At 63.3% G+C, this 21758-nt stretch carries 20 protein-coding genes; 6 read left to right on the plus strand and 14 right to left on the minus strand.

Annotated elements, in window-relative coordinates:
• Positions 1 to 69 precede the first annotated feature (69 nt).
• The 9 genes from ASD31_RS15685 to ASD31_RS15725 form a co-directional block, all read right to left on the minus strand.
• A complete protein-coding gene (locus ASD31_RS15685) occupies positions 70 to 1698 on the minus strand; it encodes a CTP synthase (protein WP_056335570.1) in 1629 nt (542 codons plus the stop codon).
• A 150-nt stretch (positions 1699 to 1848) separates the two neighbouring features.
• On the minus strand, positions 1849 to 2358 hold the full coding sequence (gene secG / locus ASD31_RS15690; RefSeq protein ID WP_056335856.1) for a preprotein translocase subunit SecG: 510 nt from the start codon (positions 2356 to 2358) through the stop codon (positions 1849 to 1851).
• A gap of 218 nt (positions 2359 to 2576) precedes the next feature.
• The gene (gene tpiA, locus ASD31_RS15695; RefSeq protein WP_056335573.1) at positions 2577 to 3347 is read right to left on the minus strand and encodes a triose-phosphate isomerase; all 771 of its coding nucleotides are present in this window, start codon (positions 3345 to 3347) and stop codon (positions 2577 to 2579) included.
• Positions 3348 to 3459: 112 nt separating this feature from the next.
• Positions 3460 to 4911 carry an aspartate aminotransferase family protein gene (locus tag ASD31_RS15700; RefSeq protein ID WP_200952198.1) on the minus strand — a complete coding sequence of 484 codons (1452 nt, stop codon included), beginning with the start codon at positions 4909 to 4911 and terminating at the stop codon, positions 3460 to 3462.
• Positions 4912 to 4928: 17 nt separating this feature from the next.
• Complete coding sequence (locus tag ASD31_RS15705) at positions 4929 to 5939, minus strand: NAD-dependent epimerase/dehydratase family protein (RefSeq protein ID WP_056335578.1); 1011 nt, start codon at positions 5937 to 5939, stop codon at positions 4929 to 4931.
• Positions 5936 to 6376, minus strand: a complete 441-nt coding sequence (locus ASD31_RS15710; protein ID WP_056335582.1) for a transporter — start codon at positions 6374 to 6376, stop codon at positions 5936 to 5938. The genes ASD31_RS15705 and ASD31_RS15710 overlap by 4 nt, the downstream gene beginning before the upstream one ends.
• Positions 6377 to 6501: 125 nt before the next feature.
• Entirely contained in the window at positions 6502 to 7824 is a 1323-nt protein-coding gene (locus ASD31_RS15715) for an FAD-binding oxidoreductase (RefSeq protein ID WP_056335584.1), read from the minus strand.
• The gene (locus ASD31_RS15720) at positions 7821 to 9263 is read right to left on the minus strand and encodes a UbiA family prenyltransferase (protein ID WP_056335587.1); all 1443 of its coding nucleotides are present in this window, start codon (positions 9261 to 9263) and stop codon (positions 7821 to 7823) included. The genes ASD31_RS15715 and ASD31_RS15720 overlap by 4 nt, the downstream gene beginning before the upstream one ends.
• Before the next feature lie 116 nt (positions 9264 to 9379).
• On the minus strand, positions 9380 to 10273 hold the full coding sequence (locus ASD31_RS15725) for an alpha/beta hydrolase (protein ID WP_056335591.1): 894 nt from the start codon (positions 10271 to 10273) through the stop codon (positions 9380 to 9382).
• Between the two features lie 243 nt (positions 10274 to 10516).
• On the opposite strand from ASD31_RS15725, the gene parE reads away from it, so the two are divergent.
• Positions 10517 to 12583 (plus strand): DNA topoisomerase IV subunit B, encoded by a 2067-nt coding sequence (parE, locus tag ASD31_RS15730; protein WP_056335593.1) that lies wholly within the window; start codon positions 10517 to 10519, stop codon positions 12581 to 12583.
• Positions 12584 to 12867: 284 nt separating this feature from the next.
• Positions 12868 to 13308 carry a hypothetical protein gene (locus ASD31_RS15735; RefSeq protein ID WP_056335596.1) on the plus strand — a complete coding sequence of 147 codons (441 nt, stop codon included), beginning with the start codon at positions 12868 to 12870 and terminating at the stop codon, positions 13306 to 13308.
• Positions 13309 to 13312: 4 nt separating this feature from the next.
• On the opposite strand, the gene ASD31_RS15740 is transcribed toward ASD31_RS15735, so the two are convergent.
• Both ASD31_RS15740 and ASD31_RS15745 read right to left on the minus strand, forming a co-directional pair.
• Positions 13313 to 14326: an NAD-dependent epimerase/dehydratase family protein gene (locus ASD31_RS15740; protein WP_056335859.1), complete on the minus strand. Its 1014-nt coding sequence runs from the start codon at positions 14324 to 14326 to the stop codon at positions 13313 to 13315.
• A 69-nt stretch (positions 14327 to 14395) separates the two neighbouring features.
• Complete coding sequence (locus ASD31_RS15745) at positions 14396 to 15535, minus strand: DUF2336 domain-containing protein (RefSeq protein ID WP_244483865.1); 1140 nt, start codon at positions 15533 to 15535, stop codon at positions 14396 to 14398.
• A 77-nt stretch (positions 15536 to 15612) separates the two neighbouring features.
• On the opposite strand from ASD31_RS15745, the gene ASD31_RS15750 reads away from it, so the two are divergent.
• Complete coding sequence (locus tag ASD31_RS15750; RefSeq protein ID WP_056335602.1) at positions 15613 to 16329, plus strand: hypothetical protein; 717 nt, start codon at positions 15613 to 15615, stop codon at positions 16327 to 16329.
• Positions 16330 to 16338: 9 nt separating this feature from the next.
• Here ASD31_RS15750 and ASD31_RS15755 read toward each other — a convergent pair whose 3' ends face one another.
• The gene (locus tag ASD31_RS15755) at positions 16339 to 16941 is read right to left on the minus strand and encodes a flavin reductase family protein (protein ID WP_056335605.1); all 603 of its coding nucleotides are present in this window, start codon (positions 16939 to 16941) and stop codon (positions 16339 to 16341) included.
• Positions 16941 to 17525, minus strand: a complete 585-nt coding sequence (locus tag ASD31_RS15760) for a nitroreductase (RefSeq protein WP_056335608.1) — start codon at positions 17523 to 17525, stop codon at positions 16941 to 16943. Before ASD31_RS15760 ends, ASD31_RS15755 begins: the two co-directional genes overlap by 1 nt.
• A 128-nt stretch (positions 17526 to 17653) precedes the next feature.
• Between ASD31_RS15760 and ASD31_RS15765 the strand changes: the two genes are divergently transcribed.
• Complete coding sequence (locus ASD31_RS15765; protein ID WP_056335611.1) at positions 17654 to 18670, plus strand: hypothetical protein; 1017 nt, start codon at positions 17654 to 17656, stop codon at positions 18668 to 18670.
• 75 nt (positions 18671 to 18745) lie between these two features.
• On the opposite strand, the gene thrS is transcribed toward ASD31_RS15765, so the two are convergent.
• A complete protein-coding gene (thrS, locus tag ASD31_RS15770) occupies positions 18746 to 20734 on the minus strand; it encodes a threonine--tRNA ligase (RefSeq protein WP_056335613.1) in 1989 nt (662 codons plus the stop codon).
• A 283-nt stretch (positions 20735 to 21017) separates the two neighbouring features.
• Here thrS and ASD31_RS15775 point away from each other — a divergent pair, with 283 nt between their 5' ends.
• Positions 21018 to 21236, plus strand: a complete 219-nt coding sequence (locus ASD31_RS15775) for an antitoxin MazE family protein (RefSeq protein ID WP_056335616.1) — start codon at positions 21018 to 21020, stop codon at positions 21234 to 21236.
• Positions 21233 to 21580 (plus strand): type II toxin-antitoxin system PemK/MazF family toxin, encoded by a 348-nt coding sequence (locus ASD31_RS15780; protein WP_056335621.1) that lies wholly within the window; start codon positions 21233 to 21235, stop codon positions 21578 to 21580. The genes ASD31_RS15775 and ASD31_RS15780 overlap by 4 nt, the downstream gene beginning before the upstream one ends.
• Positions 21581 to 21758: the final 178 nt, after the last annotated feature.

Below are 21758 nucleotides of genomic sequence, written 5' to 3' on the forward strand. Positions count from 1 at the left end.
ATCCAGGGCCGCGCCCATTGTCCATCGCTTGGGGCATGGTTCTCGGGCAAGCAAGGAAGGCCAAAGCGCTCAGACCAGCCGGCTCTGCTCCACGGCGGCTTCGATGAAGCTCGCGAAGAGGGGGTGGGGGTCGAGGGGGCGGCTCTTCAGTTCGGGGTGGTACTGGACGCCGATGAACCAGGGGTGATCCGGATATTCGATCGTTTCCGGCAGGACGCCGTCCGGCGACATGCCGGAGAAATCGAGGCCGCAGGCTTCGAGGCGGTCCTTGTACTCGACATTCACCTCGTAGCGATGGCGATGGCGCTCTGAAATATCGGTCGCGCCATAGATCTCGGCGATCTTGGTGCCCTTCTTCAGGCTGGCCTGATAGGCGCCGAGCCGCATCGTGCCGCCGAGATCGCCGGAGGCGGCGCGCTTTTCCAGCGCATTGCCCTTGATCCATTCGGTCATCAGGCCGACCACCGGCTCTTCCGTCTTGCCGAATTCTGTGGACGAGGCCTTTTCGATGCCGGCGAGATTACGGGCGGCCTCGACAACCGCCATCTGCATGCCGAAGCAGATGCCGAAATAGGGCACCTTGCGTTCGCGGGCAAAGCGGACGGCCTGGATCTTGCCCTCGGAGCCGCGCTCGCCAAAGCCGCCGGGGACGAGGATGCCGTGGACCTTTTCGAGATAGGGCGCCGGGTCTTCCTGCTCGAAGACCTCCGATTCGATCCATTCGAGCTTGACCTTTACGCGGTTGGCGATGCCGCCGTGGTAGAGCGCCTCGATCAGCGATTTATAGGCATCCTTGAGGCCGGTATATTTGCCGACGATGGCGATGGTCACCTCGCCTTCCGGGGTGCTGATACGGTTGGCGACCTCTTCCCAGTTCTCGATCCGGGGCTTTGGCGCCGGCTCGATGCCGAAGGCGGCCAGCACCTCGTTGTCGAGGCCTTCCTTGTGATAGGCGATCGGCACGTCGTAGATCGAGGCGACATCGAGCGCCTGGATGACGGCCGACGGGCGCACATTGCAGAACAGCGACAGCTTGCGGCGCTCGGCTTCGGGAATTTCGCGGTCGGCGCGCACGAGAAGAATATCGGGATGGATCCCGAGCGCCTGCAGTTCCTTGACGGAATGCTGGGTGGGCTTGGTCTTCAGTTCGCCGGCAGCGGCGATATAGGGCATCAGCGTCAGGTGCAGATAGACGGCGGTACCGCGTGGCAGGTCGTTCTTCAGCTGGCGGATCGCCTCCATGAACGGCATGGCCTCGATATCGCCGACCGTGCCGCCGATCTCGCAGATGACGAAATCATAATCGTCATTGCCGTCGGTGACGAAATTCTTGATCTCGTTGGTGACGTGCGGAATGACCTGGACGGTGGCGCCGAGATAGTCGCCGCGGCGTTCCTTGTCGATGATGTTCTTGTAGATGCGGCCGGTGGTGATGTTGTCGGTCTTGGTGGCCGAGCGGCCGGTGAAGCGCTCGTAGTGACCGAGATCGAGATCGGTCTCTGCGCCGTCGTCGGTGACGAAGACCTCGCCGTGCTGGGTCGGGCTCATCGTGCCCGGATCGACATTGAGATAGGGATCGAGCTTGCGAAGCCGGACCCGGTAACCCCGGGCCTGCAGCAGAGCTCCGAGAGCGGCTGCGGCTATCCCCTTACCAAGGGAAGACACCACGCCGCCAGTGATGAATACATATCGCGCCATGGGCTTCACCGGATACCGTTTCAAAATTGATTCCGCCACCGAAAAATTCATCTTCCAGAATTTTTCCGTTCAAAACTGCGGCGGGCGGAATGCGAACAAAAGAAAACCGGCGGAAGACGGGCTTCCGCCGGCGATTGGATGAGAGGGTTCTTACTGACCCGTGGGCACGTCCGAGGCGGACGGCGCCGGCTTGGTCTCTGTGGCGGCCGGCGGCTGGGCCGCAGGCGTCCCGGTCGCAGGTGCCGAAGTTGCAGGCATCTGAGTTGCGGGGACCTGCTCGCCGGTCGTCGGCACCTGAGCAGCGGGGGCCTGGGTCGTCGGTGTCTGGGTCGCAGGCGCGGGGGTGGCCGGCGTGGTCGCCGCGCCGCCGAGCGAATCGAGAACGCCATTGCCGTTATTGGTGGTGCCGGGGATACGGTCGAGGACGTCGGTGGCATCCGGCTCGTAGCGGGCGAGAACGCCCATGCCGAGCGCCAGCACGAAGAACAGGGCGGCCAGGATCGCGGTGGTGCGGGTCAGCGCATTGGCGGTGCCGCGCGCCGACATGAAGCCGGAGCCGCCGCCGATGCCGAGACCGCCGCCTTCCGAGCGCTGAATGAGCACGACGCCGATGAGCGCCAGCACAACCATGAGATAGATGACGAGCAATACGGTCTGCATTTTATCCAGTCCTGCCTTGGATCGCGCCCTGCCCGGCTTGAAAAAAGCCGAGGGCGGCAACGCAATCGTGTGATCGTCCGGCACTGGGGCGGCGCGCGCTTGTCATGGCAAGTCTCATGGCAAGTCCCGGCACCCGCTCCGCGCGGCAAAGTTCGTGTTGGCGGCTGCATATACCAAGCCACCGCCCATGGAAAGCCCCTGCCCGCCCGTTCGGCGGCTCAGGCAGTCAATTCTTCATAGGCCCTGTAGATGGAAAGGAAATCCTCGGCTTTCAAGCTGGCGCCGCCGATGAGCGCGCCGTCGACATTGGCGACCCCCATCAATTCGCGGGCATTGCCCGGCTTCACTGAGCCGCCATAGAGGATGCGCATTTTTGCGCCGGCCGGGCCGAAACGGGCGGTGAGCTCGGACCGCTGGAAGGCATGGGCTTCCTCGACATCGGCCGCGGTCGGCGTCAGGCCGGTGCCGATCGCCCAGACGGGCTCATAGGCGATCACCGTGTTTTCGGCAGTGGCACTGTCCGGCACGGAGCCGGAAAGCTGGCGCTTCAGCACGTCGAGGGTCTGGCCCGCCTTTCGCTCGTCCCCGGTTTCGCCGATGCAGATGATGGCGATGAGGCCGGCGGCAAAGGCAGCCTCGGCCTTCGCGCGGATCTGCGCATCGGTCTCGGCATGGTCGGTGCGGCGTTCGGAATGGCCGACGATGACATGGGTGCCGAAGCAATCGGCGATCATGTCGGCGGAGATATCGCCCGTATGGGCGCCGGAGGTCTTTTCGTGGCAATCCTGGGCGCCGATCAGAAGCGGGCTGTCGTCGCAAAGCGCGGTTGCCACGTAGAGCAGCGTCGCCGGTGGGCAGATCAGCGCCTCGACCTTTTTCGACAGCGGCCCCTTGACGCCTTCGGCCATCGCCTTGATCTGATCGAGCGAGGCGCGCAGGCCGTTCATCTTCCAGTTTCCGGCTACAAGCGGTGTTACCTCGGGCGTCATGTCGTCTCCTCGCAGCTGCGTTTTCGCTTGAAGGCCGTAGCAAAAAGGCAGGACAAAGGAAAGCGCCGCGACGAAGCCGCCGCAGCGCCAAAATCCATCAATGCGAGACCGCTCAACCGATCTGGCTGCCGACGAAGTCCTTGACGATCCGCACGATGCCTCGGCCGAGCAGATCGTCGAGCGCATCGGCGAACTGGTCGACATGGGCGCGCTCGCAGATCAGCGGCGGCTCCAGCCGGATGACGTTGCGGTTATATTCGGTGAAGGCCACCAGCACGTCATAGTCGCGCAGCAGAAGCGCGCCGATGAAGCCGGACAGCGAGCCCTTCAGCTTGTCGTCGAGCACAGCGACGACCGGGCGCAGCACCATGGGAAGGGTCTGGCTGAAATCCTGGAATTCCAGGCCGATCATCAGCCCCTGCCCGCGCACATCCTTGATGATCTTCGGATATTTTTCCTGCAGCGCCCGCAGCCGTTCGAGGAGGTAGTCGCCCTGGACTGAAGCATTGTCGATCAGGTCCTCGTCATAGAGGATGTTGAGGCCCTCGATGGCGGTGATGCAGGCCTCGCCGATGCCGCCGAAGGTGGCGTGGCCGTGGATCAGCGCCGTCTTCGGCGTGCCATAGGCCTTCATGTAGATATCGCGCCTGGCGATCATCGCCGCCATGGCCGACTTGCCGCCGCCGAGCGATTTTGCAAGCGCGGTGATGTCCGGCACCACGCCGGCATGCTCGAAGGCGAAGAAGCGGCCCGAGCGGCCCATGCCGCACTGCACTTCGTCGGCAACCCAGACGACGCCATGTTTATCACAGAGCGCGCGCACCTCGCGCCAGAATTCCGGCGGCGCCGAAACGATGCCGCCGCCACCCTGGATGGTCTCGAGCACCAGAACACCGATCTGCGGATCGCGCTCGAAGGCGTTGCGGATGGCATCGATATCTCCGAACGGGACTTTGACATTGTTGTCGAGCAGCTTGAACTCGCCGCGATAGAGCGGGCCGTCGGTGATCGACAGCACGCCCTTGGTCTTGCCGTGGAAGGAATTCTGCGCATAGACGATGCGCGACCGCTTCGGGCCGGCGGCGCGCTCGGCCAGCTTGATCGCCGCCTCCATGGCTTCCGAACCGGAGGAACCGAGAAAGACCATGTCGAGATCGCCGGGCGCGATGGCCGCGAGGTTCTTTGCGAGTGCTGCCGCATATTGCGACAGGAAGGCGATGGCGATCTCGTGGCGGTTCTCGTCCTGGAATTTCTTGCGCGCCGCAAGGATGCGCGGATGGTTGTGGCCAAAGGCGAGCGAGCCGAAGCCGCCGAAGAAATCGAGAATCTTGCGGCCGTTCTGGTCGGTGTAGTACATGCCTTCGGCCGTCTCGACCTTCACTTTGTTGAAGCCGAGCAGCTTCATGAAATGCAACTGGCCGGGGTTGAGGTGGTCCTTGAAATAGGTCGTCATGTCGGCAAGGCTCATGGCCTTGGCCTGTTCGACGGTAATCAGGTCCGGCCTGTTGATGCCGCCGGCAAGGGCGGGCGCCTCGATCTGGGCGCGTTGCGGTTTATCGAGCATCGTCTCTGTTCCCTCGTTCATTCCGCCGGTACGGCCGACGCGTGTTCATGGACCCTGCCCGCCTTCTTGGCGCGGTATTCGTCATAGGCCGCGATCAGCATGGCGCCGTCGTCATAGCCCGGCTTCCAGCCGAGATCGCGCTTCAGCTTGCCGGTCTCGCGGATGCACATCTCGTCGGCGATCAGATATTGTTCCGGGTCCATGATCGGCAGGTTGACGAAATCGAAGGCGGCGAGCGTCGCCTTGACGGCAAAGGCCGGCGTCGGAAGCAGGAAGGATTTCGATCCGGCATGGACGATCAGGTCGCCGAGCAGTTTGCGGACCGAAGGCGGATTATCGGAGCCGAGATTATAGGCCTCGTTCGGCACCCCGCCCTTCCAGGCAAGGCGCGCCGCCTCGGCGCAATCGAAGACCGAGATGAACTGGTAGGGGTTGCGGCCAGAGCCGATCATCGGCACCGGCAGGTTGGCGTCGACCAGCTTGAACAGTTTTTCCAGAATGCCGAGGCGGCCGGGGCCGATGATCAGGCGCGGGCGGAAGATCGAGATGTTCATGCCCTGCTTGCGCCATTCGCCGGCCAGTTGCTCGGTCGCCCATTTCGACTTGCCGTATTCGCCGAGCGGGGCCGCCGGATGGTCCTCGGTCTGCGGCGACTGCACGGTGTGGCCGTAGATCATGTCGGTGGTGAACTGCACCAGCCGGTTGGCACCCGAACGGGCCGTCGCCTTCATGATGTTTTCGGCGCCGTAATAATTGACCGGCCAGAAGAAGTCCCAGCGTTTGGCGCGCACCTGAAGCGGCGACAGCATCATGGCGGCCATGTTGTAGACCATGTCGTCCGGGCCGATCTCGACGGCCATCACGTCATCCGGACTGGTGACGTCGCAACGCACGAAGCGGGCGCGGCCGTAATGAGGCAGATCGGAGCGGACGATATCGGCGATCAGCACCTCCTCGCCATCCTGAACGAGGCGTTCGGCCAGATGGCGGCCGACGAAACCGTCGCCACCGAAGATGATATGTTTCATGACGGGCTCCCGATTTTGGCGGCGGCACCAGTCGCCGCTTCAAGCGCCGGCTTGTCATCCTGCGACGACATGCCGGACTGGGCGATGAGAATGGTTCCGACGCAGATGAAACCGATGCCGGCGATGCGCCAGGCATTCAGGTCCTCGCGAAAGACGAAATAGGCAAAGACGGCCACCGCCACATAGGCAAGGCTGAGGAAGGGGTAGGCGAAGGAAAGCTCCACCTTGGACAGCACATAGAGATGCGAGGCCATGGAAATGACGAAGGTGAAGAGGCCCGCGAACACCCAGGGGTTGAAGACAACCTGGAAGATACGGGCGATGAATGTGTCGGCCGTGAAGCTCAAGGGCCCGAGCGACAACATGCCCTGCTTGAGCATGAGCTGGGCGGCCGCGTTGGTCAGCACGGTAAAAAGAATGAAGAGAATATATTTCATGTCGGTGTCCCTGTTCCATCCTGACAGCTACACGCCAGAGACGTAGATTCCGTGAAATTCCCGTATTTATTCGATTCAAATTCTAACGGTTTCCCGTTCTGGAGCGCTCCCCGGCAGGACCGAGCCTAACGAGGCAGGGCGAGCGCGGTTCTCCGCCAGAAATTCGAGACCATGGCCGGATCGCGCAGCGCTTCGAGCCGCGCCCAGTTCGGAAAAGAGGCGGCGAAGGTTTGCGGGCTCATGCGGGCATCCTTGTAGGGATTGATGCCGCCGCCGGCCTCGATCACCATGGCATCGAGCCTGTCGAGCAGCTTCAGGGTTTCCTCTCCCTGGTTGGCGAAATCGAGCGTGAGGGTGAAACCGGGCCTTGGAAAGGACAATAATCCCGGCGGTCGCGCCTCGCCGAACTTCTTCAGGACGGTGAGGAAGGAGGCGTGCCCCGCGCCGCGGGCGGTCTCGAGCAATCGTCGCGTCAGCTCGGGCGCCACCTCGGACGGGTAGACGCTCTGATGCTGGTAGAGGCCCTTCGGGCCATAGAGCCGGTTCCAGTGGCCGATCGCGTCCAACGGGTGGAAATAGCCCGGCCATTCCACCGTCGCCACCCTCTCGCCACGTCTTTGCCAGCGGAAATAATAGGCGTTGAAGACCTTGAGGGTGACGGTGTTCAGGAGGCTGAAGGGCGGCGAAAAGGGTATCGACCGGCTTTTCGCGCGCGGCATATCGGGGAATTCGCAGGAGGCATCCGCATGGTCGCCGGCCAGCAGGATGCCCCTGCCCGTGCACCTGCCGGTCGCGAGCTGGTCGATCCAGGCGACGGAATACTCATGTTCGCCATCAACCTGCGCGACCATGGCGAAATACTCATCGAGGCCATCGAAGCGGATCGCATGCTGCTGGATATGGGCAGACGGCACCTTCATCAATTGCAGATCGACGGTGAGGATCATGCCCGTCAGGCCCATGCCGGCAATGGTGGCCTCGAACAGGTCGCGATTCTCGGTCGGCGAACAGGTCAGCACATCGCCGTCGGAGCGCAGCAGCGTCAGCCTGAGCACATGCCGGCCGAAGGTGCCGCGGCTGTGATGGTTCTTGCCGTGGACATCATTGGCGACCGCGCCGGCGATGGTGGCCGCCGCGGTGCCGGGCGTGACCGGCAGGAAGAAGCGATGCGGAATGGCGGCCTGGAGGACTGCCCGCAGCGTCACCCCGGCATCGCAGGAGATGATGCCGGTTCCGGGATCGAAGCCCAGGATGCGGGTGCGCAGGCGGCTGTCGATCAGCCTGCCCTGGTCGTTATGGCAGCTATCGCCATAGGATCGCCCGTTGCCGAACGGCAGGAAAGCCCCGGCGCCGGCATGGCCCCGCTCGTTTTCATAGGCATCCGGCGAGAGGGCCACGCGGGGGTGCCGGTCGAGCCGGCCCCAGCTGTCGAAATTTTCTTCGGTCATGGCATGCCCAGCGTGCCGGCAAGCACCAGAACACCGCCGATCGCCATGATCACGAGGCTGCGCCAGTCGCGCATCAGGAAGACCACCGGATCCTCGTGCAGCAGGCGGCGGCGGGCAAGCATCCAGATCCTGAGCAGCATATAGAGCACCAGCGGGCAGAGCGGCCAGAGCGCCAGCGGCATCTGGTACATTTCGCGCATTTCGTTGCTGTGGATATAGAGCGCCAGGACCAGTGCCGAGGCAAAGGCGGAGGAGACGCCTGCCTGCCCGACCATCTCGAAATCGACGGCCATATAGCCGCGCCCGGGCACCTGGTTGCCGTCGCGGCCGTCATATTCGTCGAGTTCGACATAGCGCTTGACCAGCGCCAGGCTGAGGAAAAAGAAGATAGAGAAGGACAGGAGCCAGAAGGACAGGTCCGTGCCGCCGGCGGCCGATCCAGCGATGATGCGCACCGTATAGAGGCCGGCAAGCGTGAAGACATCGACCAGCAGCTTGCGCTTGAGAACGAAGGTATAGGCGGTGGTCGCCATCGCGTAGAAAGCCAGCACCAGCGCGAATTCGAGTGGCAGCAGCAGCGTCATCGACAGCGATGCCAGCAGCAGGCAGAGCGCGATCGTCAGCCCCATCGGCACCGACATCTGGCCGCTGGCCAGCGGCCGGTTCCGCTTGGTCGGATGGCGCCGGTCATTGGCAAGATCGGAGAGATCGTTGACGACATAGACGGCTGAGGCGAGGAAACTGAAGGCGAAGAAAGCCAGCACCACCCTGATCACCGCATCTAGATGCAGGATATCGTGATTGAGCACCATCGGCACGCCGATCAGCACGTTCTTCGCCCATTGGTGGACGCGGATCGACTTCAGGGCCGCAAGGCGGCTGTTCCTGCCGGTATCGAGCTTCTCGGCGTCATGCGCCCGGCGCCATTTCTCCGCCGCCCGGTCCGGCGCCACGACGATTGCCTTGCGGGCGGCTTCGAAGACGGGAATGTCGTCGTGGCTGTTGCCCATATAGTCGAACCCGCCCTCGCCGTATTCGGCGACGAGCTTTTCGCGCTTGCGGATGCTGGTGAGGTTGATCTCGGGCGAACTGTGCAGAACCAGGGAGAAGACGCCGGCATGGGCGGCGATCCCACGGGCGACGTTTTCGGCGGCACCGGTGACGAGAACCACCTGTCGGCCGCTCTTGCGCTCGCGCGCCAGGCGCTTGAGCACGACCTCGCGATAGGGCCAATCACTTGGCTCCCGCCGCGACCGTGCCGCCACCTCATGCTTCAGCCGCCCCTTGCCCTTGGTGAGCCAGTACAGGAGCGCAAGCAGCATCAGCGGATTGCGCAGCAGGATGACCGCGGCCCCTTCCCAGAGCGTGTCGGCGGCCAGCAGAGTGCCGTCGAGATCGACACATAGCGGAATGAGCCGGGTTTCCGTTCGAGCATCCATAGGTTCATATCCCGATAAATCTACCCGGACAGTCCCATGATCAACTTTCGAAAAAGCAAACAGGGCCGCAATGGCAAGCCCCATCTTGTCTATTGGTTAACAATTCCAATTCGTTGTCAGGACTTGTTGTGAACCAGAATCCAGTTCAGCGCCTCGCGCCAATCGGTCATGCGCACCGGTGTTCCGTGCGATCCGGTCTCGAAAAGCACGAAGCGGCTGGGATGGCCGGCCGCATGCAGGGCGCGGTAAAGCGCGATCTGGTCGGCGGCGGGATAGACGGTGTCGGCGCTGCCGTGGCTGAAGAAGATCGGCAGCCCGGCCTTGCGTGCCGCGCTTTTCTGGAACGACGGATCGGCCGGGCCGCCCATGATCATCAGGCCGGCAAGCGCTTCGACGGCAGTCTGGTAGCGGGCGATGCCCCAGCAGATGAAATTGCCCATCGAGGCGCAGGCGAGGATGACGGGCTTTTCCGGCGACTGCCGGCGCGCATGGGCGATCAGCCCGGCGATATCGGCGACGCCTGCCTTGTCGAAGGACTGGACGCTCGGCGCGTAATAGACGCCGCCATTGTCCACGGCGAGGTTCTTCAGCCGGTTGAAATTGCCGCCGAAGGAATAATCATTGGCGCCGAGCCGCCGGTCGCCGCCCCTGCCATGGATAAAAATCACCGTGAAGGCAGCACCGGCGGCGGCACCGACGCGGGTCACAGCAAGCGGCCGGGTGCCGGTTTCCATAGTCTCGTTCACCTGCTGACGCTTGACGCCGAGCGCCAGATAGGCGCGCTTGACCCGCCGCTCCGGCGTCTGGTCGCGGCCGTTGATATCGCGCAGTTCCTGGTAATCGACGACCCGGTAATCGCCACCATCGGCCGTTTCGAGCACGGTTTCATAGGAAAACAGTTCGTCCTTGAAAGGCTTCAACGGCGCGGCCTTTGCCGGAAACGCAAGGCATGAGACGAGCAGAAGGCAGGAAAGGGCGCGAAACGGCAAATGAACTGTGGACAGGCGCATATCGGATGTTCCTCTTTTGATCCAAGCCTTGCCATCGGCGCTTGCAGGACGCAACTGTTCGACGGGTGAATCCGCAAGTGGCGTCCTTGCAGGCGTTTGATCCTCCGGATTGCCGCCTATGTCGCTCCGGAACGAAGAGTCTGGCAGAATTCCGGTGATTCGCCCCGACCGCCGGCCGGCGCCCACGATAGGGCCGGACCGGATCGCAATGCCAGACCGTAATGAAAGACAGCTGAACAGACCATGACCGACAGCAAGGATCTCTTTTCCGCATTGCCCACGGTGAACAAGCCGTCCCCGCCGCCGGTCGAGGCACGAGTTTCCGCGCCGCCCCCCCGGGCCGCACCGTCTTCCGGCGCGGCGACGGCGCTGAAGGCCGATAGCGGCGATTACGATGCGTCGGCGATCGAAGTGCTCGAAGGGCTGGAGCCGGTGCGCCGGCGTCCGGGCATGTATATCGGCGGCACCGACGAAAAGGCGCTGCATCACCTGTTCGCAGAAGTCATCGACAATTCGATGGACGAGGCAGTCGCGGGGCATGCCAATTTCATCGACGTGCATCTGGACGCCGAAGGCTGCCTGTCGGTCACCGACAACGGCCGCGGCATCCCGATCGAGAACCATCCGAAATTTCCCGGCAAGTCGACGCTCGAAGTGATCATGACCATCCTGCATGCGGGCGGCAAGTTCGACAGCAAGGTCTACGAGACCTCCGGCGGCCTGCACGGCGTCGGCGTGTCCGTCGTCAATGCGTTGTCGGATCTCCTGGAAGTGGAGGTTGCCCGCAACCGAAAACTCTACCGCCAACGTTTTTCGCGCGGCATTCCGCAGGGCGGCCTGGAGGAGCTGGGCGATGTCCAGAACCGGCGCGGCACGAAGGTGCGCTTCCATCCGGACCCGGACATCTTCGGCGCCAATGCCAAGTTCGATCCCGCCCGGCTGTTTCGCATGGCGCGTTCCAAGGCTTATCTGTTCGGCGGCGTCGAGATCCGCTGGTCCTGCGACCCGACGCTGGTGGAAGGGACCGACACGCCCGAAAAGGCGGTGTTTCATTTCCCCGGCGGCCTGAAGGATTATCTGCAGGCGACGATGGGCAAGGAATTCACCGTGACGCGGGAAATCTTTGCCGGCAAGACGGAAAAGACCGGCGGCCACGGCGCACTCGAATGGGCGGTGACCTGGTATGGCGGCGACACGGTCCTTCATTCCTATTGCAACACTATCCCGACGCCGGAGGGCGGCACCCATGAAGCCGGCTTCCGCATCGCGCTCACCAAGGGCCTGAAGCACTATGCGGAGTTGACGCAGAACAAGCGCGCCTCGATCATCACCACCGAGGATGTGATGATCTCGGCGGCCGGCATGCTGTCGGTGTTCATCCGCGAGCCGGAATTCGTCGGGCAGACCAAGGACAAGCTGGCGACCGTGGAAGCCCAGCGCATCGTCGAGAATGCGCTGCGCGATCCCTTCGACCATTTCCTCGCCGACAATCCCCAGGAAGCCCATAAATTGCTGGAATGGGTGATGGAGCGGGCCGACGAGCGCCTGCGCCGGCGCAAGGAAAAGGAAGTCAGCCGCAAATCGGCGGTGCGCAAGCTGCGCCTGCCCGGCAAGCTTGCAGATTGCTCGCAGAATTCCGCAGAAGGCGCCGAACTGTTCATCGTCGAGGGCGATTCGGCCGGCGGCTCGGCCAAGCAGGCCCGCAACCGTTCCAACCAGGCGATCCTGCCGCTGCGCGGCAAGATCCTCAACGTCGCCAGCGCCGGCCGCGAGAAACTGGGCGCCAACCAGCAGATCAGCGATCTCATCCAGGCGCTCGGCTGCGGCACGCGCGGCAAATATCGCGAGGAGGACCTGCGCTACGAGCGGGTCATCGTGATGACCGACGCCGATGTCGACGGCGCCCATATCGCCTCGCTGTTGATCACCTTCTTCTACCAGGAAATGCCGGACCTGGTGCGTGGCGGCCATCTCTATCTGGCGGTGCCGCCGCTCTACCGGATCACCCAGGGCGCCAAGACGCTCTATGCGCGCGACGACGCCCACCGGGTGGAACTGATGGAGACGGAATTCAACGGGCGCGGCAAGATCGAGATCGGCCGCTTCAAGGGGCTGGGCGAGATGATGCCGGCGCAATTGAAGGAAACGACGATGGATCCGTCCAAGCGCACGCTCCTGAAAGTCGCCATAGACGAGGTGGATTTCGAGGGCACCCGCGAGGCGGTCGACAATCTGATGGGCACCAAGGCAGATGCGCGGTTCCGCTTCATCCAGGAACGGGCGGTCTTCGCCGAAAACCTCGACATCTGAGCGATTGACTTGAGGATCTGATTCAAGCGGCTGCCGGATTGATTCATTTTCGGCCTTCAAGCCGTTGAAGAAGCTGTATTTTCTGGGTAGCGCGACGCGTCGGCGGTAGGTGTCTCTTCCCCTCGATCGCAGCCCTGTGCGACGCTGAGAGAAGAGGATTGCCGCCAGATTTCTTCTTGCCGCGCCTCGAAAATGCCGCGTCGCCATAGTTCCGAAGCAAATGCGGTTTCTATCTCGTCGGCGGCCGAATCGCGGCCGGTGCGAACACCAAGGAAAGCGATCCGATGATATCCGCCATGATCGTCATGACAATTCTGGGCTGCGACGACAGTGTCAGCCAGTGCCGGTACGTTTCCTCCGTCAGCGGCACCTGGACGACGATTGAAAAATGCGATGCGGAATCGCAGAAGCAGCTGCCGAAATTCACCAACAGCAACTATCCGGTGATCGTCGCCGTCTGCGAGACCTCGGGCACGGCAACGGCGGATGCCCGCGCCCACGAAGCGCCGGCCAAGGAGGCTACGGTCGCGACCGACATTCCCGCGCCGAATGCGGAGGCCGTTCCGGAACCGCATGCGCAAGAACCGCAGGGCCTGCCGCGCCGGGCGCTGGCGCTGATCGGCGGCGTGCTGCCGGATGGGACGAAACTGCGCCAGGCCGTGACTGCGCCGATCCATTCCATCGGCAACGGTTATTCCTGGATCGCCCGCAAGCTGGCGAATTGACCGGTCACACCAGCCCGGCGGCGATCAGGCTTTCGGCGCTGGCACGGATTGCCTCCTCTTCGGATCGCGGTTTCCAGTCAAGAATGCGCCTTGCCTTTTCATTGGAGACGCGGGCATCGCGGCCGAGTTCACGGACGATCAGCTTCAGGCCGGGATCGACATGGGCGGCGAGGCGCGCAAGCAGATTGGGCAGGACAAAGCTCGGCAGCTTACGCGCATAGGCGGGAAAATCGCGTTTCAGGACGGCGACGATCTCCTTGAGCGAAAGTACCGCGCCGGCGGTGATGAAGCGCTCGCCTGCCGCCGCCTCCACGCTCAGCGCCAGCAGATGCGCATTGGCGACGTCGCGCACATCGACGAGCGGCATCCTGAAATCCGGCAGGACAGGATAGCGACCCTTCAGCAGGCTTTGCACGAGAGCGACCGACGTTCCGGTTTCCCGGCCGAGGAGCGGGCCGAGAATCACGCCGGGATTGATCGCCACCAGTTCGAGGCCTGCCTCGCGGGCAAAATCCCAGGCCGCCCGCTCGGCGAGCGTCTTGGACTTGTAATAGGCCGTGGCGAGCGGTCCGTTCACATCGGTCCAGTCGGTTTCGTCATAGGGCGCCCTGCCCGGCCCGTAGCTGACGGCGGCGATGGACGATGTCAGGACGACACGGCGAATACCGGCCTGCCGGGCAAAGCGCAGCACCCGCAGCGTGCCTTCGCGCGCCGGCAGGATCAGGTCGTTCTCATGCTTTGGGATGCGGGAGGGAAAGGGCGAGGCGGTATGGATGATATCGGCCGCCCCGGAAAAGGCCGCCTCCCATCCTGCATCCGACAGGAGGTCTGCAGCGACGAAGGAGAGCTTTCCCCGCTCGGTGCCGCCTGAGGAACGGATCGCCGCTTCGATCGCCCTTGCCTTCTTCAGCGATCGCACCGTGCCACGCACCTCGTAGCCGGCGCGCAGCGCCTGGGCGGCGACATGGCGACCGAGAAATCCGCCCACGCCCGTCACCGTAATCATCCTGCCTGCCATCTGCATCGGCGCCTTCCACCTTGGCTTGCCGATCGCACCTATAGGGAGAGCGGCCGGCAGAGAGGGCTATCAGGCCGCCTGCCGCGCGGCAAGGAGCGCATAGTCGCGGGCGCTCTGCCGCTGCTCGGCGATCGCCAGCCGCTCGATCATGTCGGCAAGGCTGCCGGAGGCATTTGTCGCCTGCCGTCCGCCACGCAGTTTCGACAGGAGGACCGCGGAAATAGAGGTGGTCGCGCCGGCCGCGCCCGAGCGATTTTCGCGCCGCCAGATCAGCATGGCCTCGGCAAACAGGGCGCTGACATCGCGGCCAAGGCCGGCACTTTCGAACAAGGCGCGCATGGCGTGGACGCGGCCGTCGGAGAGGATGGAGCGCACGCGCTTGTCGCCAAGTGCCGCCAGATCGCCGATCGCCGCGGCGAAGAAATCGACCTTGCCGGAACAGAGCGCATGCAGGAGGAAGGCCGGCGTCAGGCGGCCACTGGCGCGCAGATGCTCGACAAGCACCGGCAGTTGCGCGGCCTCCGCGCCGCCCGCCATACCCACGGCCGCCCTGTCGCAGGCTTCGCGGGTGATGCGCGCGACCCGACCTTCTCCGATCGCCGCCTGAACCAGCGCAAAGCCGGAGAGCGCCGCGCCTACCTTCTCCACCAGCGCATGGCGCGCATCGGCCGGAAGGTCGGAGCGTTCAAGCAACAGATTGCGAACCGCGCAAAGATGGCCGAGCCGGTCGCTCAGCCGTTTCAAGGTGCGGCCGGAAATCTCCGCACCGTGGTTTTCAAGCAGGATCGACGCCTCCTCCTCGCCGCCAATTTCGGCGATCGCGGCGGCGATCGGATACGAGACATGGGGTCGCGCTGCAATCACGGCGCGGGTCTCGACCGTGCCCCGGGCGGCCAGATCGACAAGATCCGCATCGCTGAGTACCGGCGAACAGGAAATCACCGTATAGGCGATCTCCGGCTGGTCCTCGGCGAGCGACAGGATAAGGGGGCGCGGAATGCGGGAAGACCCGGCCAGCGCCTGCGCCAGCGCCAGACGCACTTTCGGCGAGGGATCGTCGAGTAGGAAGGTCATCGCCATTTCGGCGGCGTGATCGTCGAGGCTGTTCATGTCGGCGGCTACATAGGCCCGGCCAAGGGCCGCGGCGGCGCGAACCCGATCCCCGGTCCGGGCGGTTTCGACCCAACGAAGAAATGCTTGAATGATCACCGACGCCTCACTACACACCCAACAGCCACTCATGGTCAGGCTTACGTTAGCGATCAAAGGTTTAAGATTGGTTCACCATGTCCGTTAACCGCTTCGAAAACATCGTGGCCCTGCTTCGCATCCGCCCGGAGAATCCGGTCCGCGCAAGGCTGGATGATCGTTCGGTTGCGGTAATCCTCGATATCAGCCCGAACTGGCGCGGGCCGGACGCTGCAAGCGCGGCGCAGGCGGCTCTCAGCGAACGTGGTGCCGGCCCCGTCCTGCTGCGCATCGCCCTGCCCGGCGACGATGACGCAGCGCAAGAAGCACTCGTACGATTGGCAGCGCTTCGGCCGGACGGATGTGTTCTTTCCGGCTGCGGCGGTGGCGCCGATATTCAGCGGCTCGATATCATGCTGCGGGTCGCGGAGGCGCAGGTCGGGATCGAGGACGGATCGATCGCCATCCTCGCCGAAATCGGGCAGGAACCGGGCTTCTTTCTCTCGGACGCGCCACTCGCCGGCCTCTCCAAACGATTGCAAGGATTAATCTTCGATGGCGCCGCCCTTCTGGAAGCAACCGGGAGCAGCGCGAAGAATGAAGTGGCGGCGAGACCGGGGGCGCCGATGATCATGGCCCGCGCGGTCGCCGTATTGAAGGCCAGCCAGGCGGGCATTCGCTGCTGGGAACAATTGCCGGACGGGAATTTCTCAATGGATGATCTACGGACGCTGCGAGACGCGACGCTGGCTGACGGGTTTACCGGACTGGTGGCACGCAACCCGGCGCAGTTGCAGGCGCTTCCGCGTTCCTGACCGTAGCGGCTAATATTTCGGCCGCAGCATTTCGAAAACCTCGCCCGACTCGCAATAATCCATATAGCCCATCCGGCCGACGGGCCGTGCCTTGGCCATGTCGAAGCGGCCGTCCCGGATTGCTTCCTCGCGGATATGGATGCCGACCACCTGGCCGATGACGACGTGGTTTTCGCTCTCGGAGCCATCAAGCGCCTGCGGGCGAAAAATCTGCGTTACCTTGCATTCCAGCGCCGCATAGGCCTCCCCAACATAAGGGGCGGCGACGATGCGGCCGGTCACTGGCGTCAGGCCGGCAAGGGCAAATTCGCTGATGCCGTGCGGCGCCGGCGCAGAAGTGGCGTTCATCGCCTCCTTCAGGTCGAAACTGACGAAATTGGCGGTGAATTCGCCGCTCTCCTCGATATTTCGGACCGAATCCTTGCGGCCTGCCGAGGAGAACATCACCAGCTTCGGTTTGTCGCTGATCGCGTTGAAGAAGGAATAGGGCGCAAGATTGAGGCTGCCATCGCCGGCCCGCGAACCGATCCAGCCGATTGGTCGCGGCGAGACGATCGCCTTGAAGGGATCATGGGCAAGGCCATGGGCATTTTCGGCCGTCTCGTAGAACATCAGGCCTCCTCTCCGACCCAGGTGACGATCTCGGAAAGCTCCGGGCGCGGGCGTTCGGTCGGGGGAACCTGCGGCGTGCCGATATGGATGAAGCCGGCGATCCTTTCACCGGGCTCGACGCCGAGCAGCGGATGGGCCGCCGCGTCGAAGGCATACCATTCGGTCAGCCAGTTGGAGGCATAGCCATAGGCATTGGCGGCCATCAGGAGATTGAGGCAGACGGCGCCGGCCGACATGAGCTGTTCCCATTCGGGCACCTTGACATGCGGAGCGGCCTTGCTGACGACGGCGACGACCACGGGCGCGCGCGTCAGGCGAGCATTTTCCACCTTGACCATCTCCTCCGACAGGTCCGGCCGGGCCACCAGCGCCATCTTGGCCAGTTCCGCGCTCAGCCGCGCCCGCTCCTCGCCGCGATAGACGATGAAGCGCCAGGGGGCGAGCTTGCCGTGATCCGGCACCCGCGAGGCGAGCCTCAGCATCTCCTCGATCTCCGCGGTTCCAGGGCCTGGGCCGCCCATCTGGAAGGCCGGGATCGAGCGGCGGGTCGCCAGATAGTCACGCAGGCTGATTTCGGTTTTCATCGCTGTCCATTTCCACTAGTTTGCCATCGGTGCGGCACCCTCCGCATCTTCCCGCCATCGAGGCAGCCACGAAATTGCCATACCGACGCTTCAAGTGGAGCCACGCACTCAGGATGTCAACTGCCGCCATGCGCCTCCCCGCCGCCCCTTCTCTTTGCCTTGCCGCAGCGCTGGCTTTTGCCGCCTTCGGCACTTCGGGCGCCCGCGCGCAAGAGGCGGCCGATCCGTTCAAGAGCTTCCCGTCCATTTCCGGCGCGCAGAAAATGCCCAAGCTCAACAGCTTCAATCCGCTGACGGCGGAAGCGGTGAGCGAAGGGCCGGAGGCCAAGGATATCAGGCTGGAAGCGCTCCTGACGGACAAGGGTAAGCCAGTGGAACAGGGGCTGACCTGGCGCGTCTTCAGCCCCATTCCCGGCACCGACGGGAAGCTGCCGCTGCTGGCAACCTCCGAAGGCGGCTCGGCCGCGTTCCAGCTCATCCCCGGCGAATATTTTGTAAACGTCGCCTTCGGGCGCGCCGGCGCGACGCGCAAGATCAGGGTGGCGGAGACCGGGCCGGTGGACACGCAGGTCCTCGTGCTCGATGCCGGCGGCGTCATGCTGAACGCGGTCTCGGGCAGTGATGTACGCATTCCGCCGAAAGAGCTGAGCTTTTCGATCTTTTCCGCCGACGAGAAGGAAGATGGCGAACGGGCGCTGGTGGTGGCCGACGTCAAGGCCAATACCGTCGTGCGGCTGAACACCGGCACCTATCACGTCGTGTCCAATTATGGCGCCGTCAATGCCGTCATCCGCGCCGATATCCAGGTGGAGGCCGGCAAGCTGACCTCGGCGACGATCCAGCACCGGGCCGCCAAGCTGACGCTGAAACTCGTTTCCGAGCCCGGCGGTGAGGCAATTGCCGATACGGCCTGGTCGATTCTGACATCCTCCGGCGACGTGGTCAGCGAAAGCGTCGGCGCCTTTCCGACGCTCATTCTTGCCGAGGGCGACTATACGGCGATCGCCCGCAACAAGGACAAGATCTTCCAGCGCGATTTCAAGGTTAGCGCCGGTGTCAATACCGATGTCGAGGTGCTTTTGAACGACAGTTCTGCGCAGGCTCCCGCGCCGGAAACCGCAGGCGCCGCCGACGCGCTGGACTGAGCGAAATTTTCATTTCATGAAGCCTGCATAGGAAAAGGGCGCCACTCCGGCGCCCCTTCCCATTTTCTGATCAGTTCAGGCAGCCGACGATTTCCGTCGCTCGGCCCTGCGCTTCAGGTCCGGCGGCGTTGCCTCCGAGACCAGCGCGGCGACCGCCTCGTCCAGCGTCATCGGGGTTTGCGCCTGCGAGCCGAGCCTGCGGATATTGACCGTGCGTTCCTCCGCCTCGCGCTTGCCGCAGACGATGATCACCGGAACCTTGGTGACGGAATGCTCGCGCACCTTGTAGTTGATCTTCTCGTTGCGGAAATCGGTCTCGACGTTCAGGCCGGCATCGCGCAGCATCTCGGCGACTTCGCGGCCGTAATCGTCGGCCTCCGAAGTGATGGTGGCGACGACGACCTGCAGCGGCGAGATCCACAGTGGCATATGGCCGGCGAAATTCTCGATCAGGATGCCGAGGAAACGCTCCATCGAGCCGCAAATGGCGCGGTGGATCATCACCGGCTGCTGCTTTTCCGAATTCTGGTTGATGTAGAAGGCACCGAACCGTTCCGGCAGGTTGAAATCGACCTGCGTCGTGCCGCACTGCCATTCGCGGCCGATTGCGTCCTTCAGCGTATATTCGAATTTCGGCCCGTAGAAAGCGCCCTCGCCCGGCAGGATGCCGGTCTTGATGCGGCCTTCCGACTGTTCCTCAATGGTTTTCAGCACGTCCGTCATCACGCTTTCGGCGCGATCCCAGAGCGCATCCTCGCCGACGCGCTTTTCCGGCCGGGTGGAGAGCTTGACGACGATTTCCTTGAAGCCGAAATCCTCATAGACCGAGAGGATCAGGTCGTTGATGCGCAGGCATTCGGCGGCCATCTGCTCGTCGGTACAGAACACATGGGCATCGTCCTGCGTGAAGCCCCGCACGCGCATCAACCCGTGCAGCGCGCCGGAAGGCTCGTAGCGATGGACATTGCCGAATTCGGCAAGCCGGATCGGCAGTTCGCGGTAGGATTTGAGCCCGTGCTTGAAGATCTGGATATGGCCGGGGCAGTTCATCGGCTTCAACGCGAAGACACGGTCGTCGTCGGTCTCGTCGCCGGCCACCGTCACCTTGAACATGTTGTCGCGGTACCAGCCCCAGTGACCGGAGGTCTCCCAGAGCGACTTGTCGAGCACCTGCGGCGCGTTCACCTCCTGATAGGTGCCTTCGAGGCGACGGCGCATATAGGAGACCAGCGTCTGGAAGATGCGCCAGCCCTTGCCGTGCCAGAAGACGACGCCCGGACCCTCTTCCTGGAAATGGAACAGGTCCATCTCGCGGCCAAGGCGGCGATGGTCGCGCTTTTCGGCCTCGGCCAGCACGTGCAGATACTGGTCGAGCTCTTCCTGGGTGTGCCAGGCCGTGCCGTAGATGCGCGTCAGCATCGGATTGTTTGAATCGCCGCGCCAATAGGCGCCAGCCACCTTCATCAGCTTGAAGGCCGTGCCGATCTGGCCCGTGGAGGCCATATGAGGCCCGCGGCAGAGATCGAACCAGTCGCCCTGGTAATAGATCTTCAGGTCCTGCCCCTCGGCAATGGCATCGACCAGTTCGACCTTGTAGGCCTCGCCCTTGTCGGCAAAGACCTGGCGCGCCTTGTCGCGCGGCCAGACTTCTTTGGTGAAGGGCTTGTTGCGCTGGATGATTTCCTTCATCCGCTTTTCGATCTTCGGCAGGTCTTCCGGCGTAAAGGGCTCGTCCTTGGCGAAATCGTAGTAGAAGCCGTTCTCGATCACCGGGCCGATGGTGACCTGGGTTCCCGGCCACAATTCCTGCACGGCCTCGGCCATCACATGGGCGGCATCGTGGCGGATCAGTTCCAGCGCGCGGGCATCCTCGCGGGTGACGATTTCGAGCCGGCCGGAGGTGACGGGATCAGTGAGATCGCGCAATTCGCCATCGAGCGCGATCGCCACGGCCTTCTTCGCCAGCGACTTGGAAATCGATTCGGCAACCTCGCGGCCGCTCGTGCCGGCGGCATAGCCGCGCACGGAACCATCTGGAAATGTAAGGGAAACAGCATCAGACATAAAAATCTCCTATCCAGTCCCGCCAACGAATGCGGGTGGTATGGGTGGAAGGCCTAAGGACCGGCCAAGTGCGGTGCGCGGTATAAGGGGAAAATGGGGGGATTGGAAGGGGAGCGAGATCAAGACTGTTTCGATTATGGCGGATCGCCGTGTCCGTGATTATCGCATTCCCATCAAAACCTTCCCCGCAACAAGCAGCGCCGCGCCTAGTCCCAACGCAGAAGATTGCATCGGTCCATACTTCTGCTAAGTTACATGTAACCCAGTTTGCGAGGAAAGCACCATGCCCTCACACCCAAAACCCTCCCGCATAAAGGTTGGCGAACATCGCGCTCGTCTGCGCGCCCAGGGTCTGCGGCCAATCCAGATCTGGGTGCCGGATGTGCGCGCGGCGTCCTTCAAGGCCGAAGCGCGCCGCCAGGCGCTTGCCGTGGCGCACAGCCCCGACGCCGGGGACGATCAGGCCTTCATCGACGCAATCTCCGACCGGGGTGATGAATGAGGCGTGGCGACATCTGGACCGTTGCCGGCGGCGGGGACTATGCGGGCAAGCCACGCCCGGTCGTCATCGTGCAGGACGATTCATTCGATGAGACGGCCTCGATCACCATTTGCGCCTTCACATCGGATGAAACGGAAGCGCCGCTGTTCCGGCTTATCGTCGAGCCCAATGCACGCAACGGCCTTCTCGCCGCCTCTCGTCTGATGGTCGACAAGATCAGCACCGTGCCAAAATCGAAAATCGGCAAGCGGATCGGGCGGCTGGACGACGAGGATATACTGCGCCTCAACCGCGCCCTTCTGGTGTTCCTGGGGCTCGCCGTGTCACCCAGAATGCAGGATTGATTGCGCGAGGATGCACGCCGCCTGCTTGGAGAGCGCTGATTATCATCACCGCATACCAAGTTGTTTTGCGGCCTCGTTTTTAACATCTGGGGCTATCAACACCTGAAAGCAGCCATTCGGCTTAGCCAACCTTATCGCGATGCTTGCGCGAAACGATGACGCGCGCCGACAGGTGGCG

The sequence above is a fragment of the Rhizobium sp. Root482 genome (assembly GCF_001426565.1).
Lineage (GTDB): Bacteria > Pseudomonadota > Alphaproteobacteria > Rhizobiales > Rhizobiaceae > Pararhizobium.

Coding starts and splice junctions, on each gene's coding strand:
- ASD31_RS15685 (WP_056335570.1), bottom strand. CDS start 1,698: ATGGCGCGATATGTATTCATCACTGGCGGCGTGGTGTCTTCCCTTGGT.
- secG (WP_056335856.1), bottom strand. CDS start 2,358: ATGCAGACCGTATTGCTCGTCATCTATCTCATGGTTGTGCTGGCGCTC.
- tpiA (WP_056335573.1), bottom strand. CDS start 3,347: ATGACGCCCGAGGTAACACCGCTTGTAGCCGGAAACTGGAAGATGAAC.
- ASD31_RS15700 (WP_200952198.1), bottom strand. CDS start 4,911: ATGCTCGATAAACCGCAACGCGCCCAGATCGAGGCGCCCGCCCTTGCC.
- ASD31_RS15705 (WP_056335578.1), bottom strand. CDS start 5,939: ATGAAACATATCATCTTCGGTGGCGACGGTTTCGTCGGCCGCCATCTG.
- ASD31_RS15710 (WP_056335582.1), bottom strand. CDS start 6,376: ATGAAATATATTCTCTTCATTCTTTTTACCGTGCTGACCAACGCGGCC.
- ASD31_RS15715 (WP_056335584.1), bottom strand. CDS start 7,824: ATGACCGAAGAAAATTTCGACAGCTGGGGCCGGCTCGACCGGCACCCC.
- ASD31_RS15720 (WP_056335587.1), bottom strand. CDS start 9,263: ATGGATGCTCGAACGGAAACCCGGCTCATTCCGCTATGTGTCGATCTC.
- ASD31_RS15725 (WP_056335591.1), bottom strand. CDS start 10,273: ATGCGCCTGTCCACAGTTCATTTGCCGTTTCGCGCCCTTTCCTGCCTT.
- parE (WP_056335593.1), top strand. CDS start 10,517: ATGACCGACAGCAAGGATCTCTTTTCCGCATTGCCCACGGTGAACAAG.
- ASD31_RS15735 (WP_056335596.1), top strand. CDS start 12,868: ATGATATCCGCCATGATCGTCATGACAATTCTGGGCTGCGACGACAGT.
- ASD31_RS15740 (WP_056335859.1), bottom strand. CDS start 14,326: ATGGCAGGCAGGATGATTACGGTGACGGGCGTGGGCGGATTTCTCGGT.
- ASD31_RS15750 (WP_056335602.1), top strand. CDS start 15,613: ATGTCCGTTAACCGCTTCGAAAACATCGTGGCCCTGCTTCGCATCCGC.
- ASD31_RS15755 (WP_056335605.1), bottom strand. CDS start 16,941: ATGTTCTACGAGACGGCCGAAAATGCCCATGGCCTTGCCCATGATCCC.
- ASD31_RS15760 (WP_056335608.1), bottom strand. CDS start 17,525: ATGAAAACCGAAATCAGCCTGCGTGACTATCTGGCGACCCGCCGCTCG.
- ASD31_RS15765 (WP_056335611.1), top strand. CDS start 17,654: ATGCGCCTCCCCGCCGCCCCTTCTCTTTGCCTTGCCGCAGCGCTGGCT.
- thrS (WP_056335613.1), bottom strand. CDS start 20,734: ATGTCTGATGCTGTTTCCCTTACATTTCCAGATGGTTCCGTGCGCGGC.
- ASD31_RS15775 (WP_056335616.1), top strand. CDS start 21,018: ATGCCCTCACACCCAAAACCCTCCCGCATAAAGGTTGGCGAACATCGC.
- ASD31_RS15780 (WP_056335621.1), top strand. CDS start 21,233: ATGAGGCGTGGCGACATCTGGACCGTTGCCGGCGGCGGGGACTATGCG.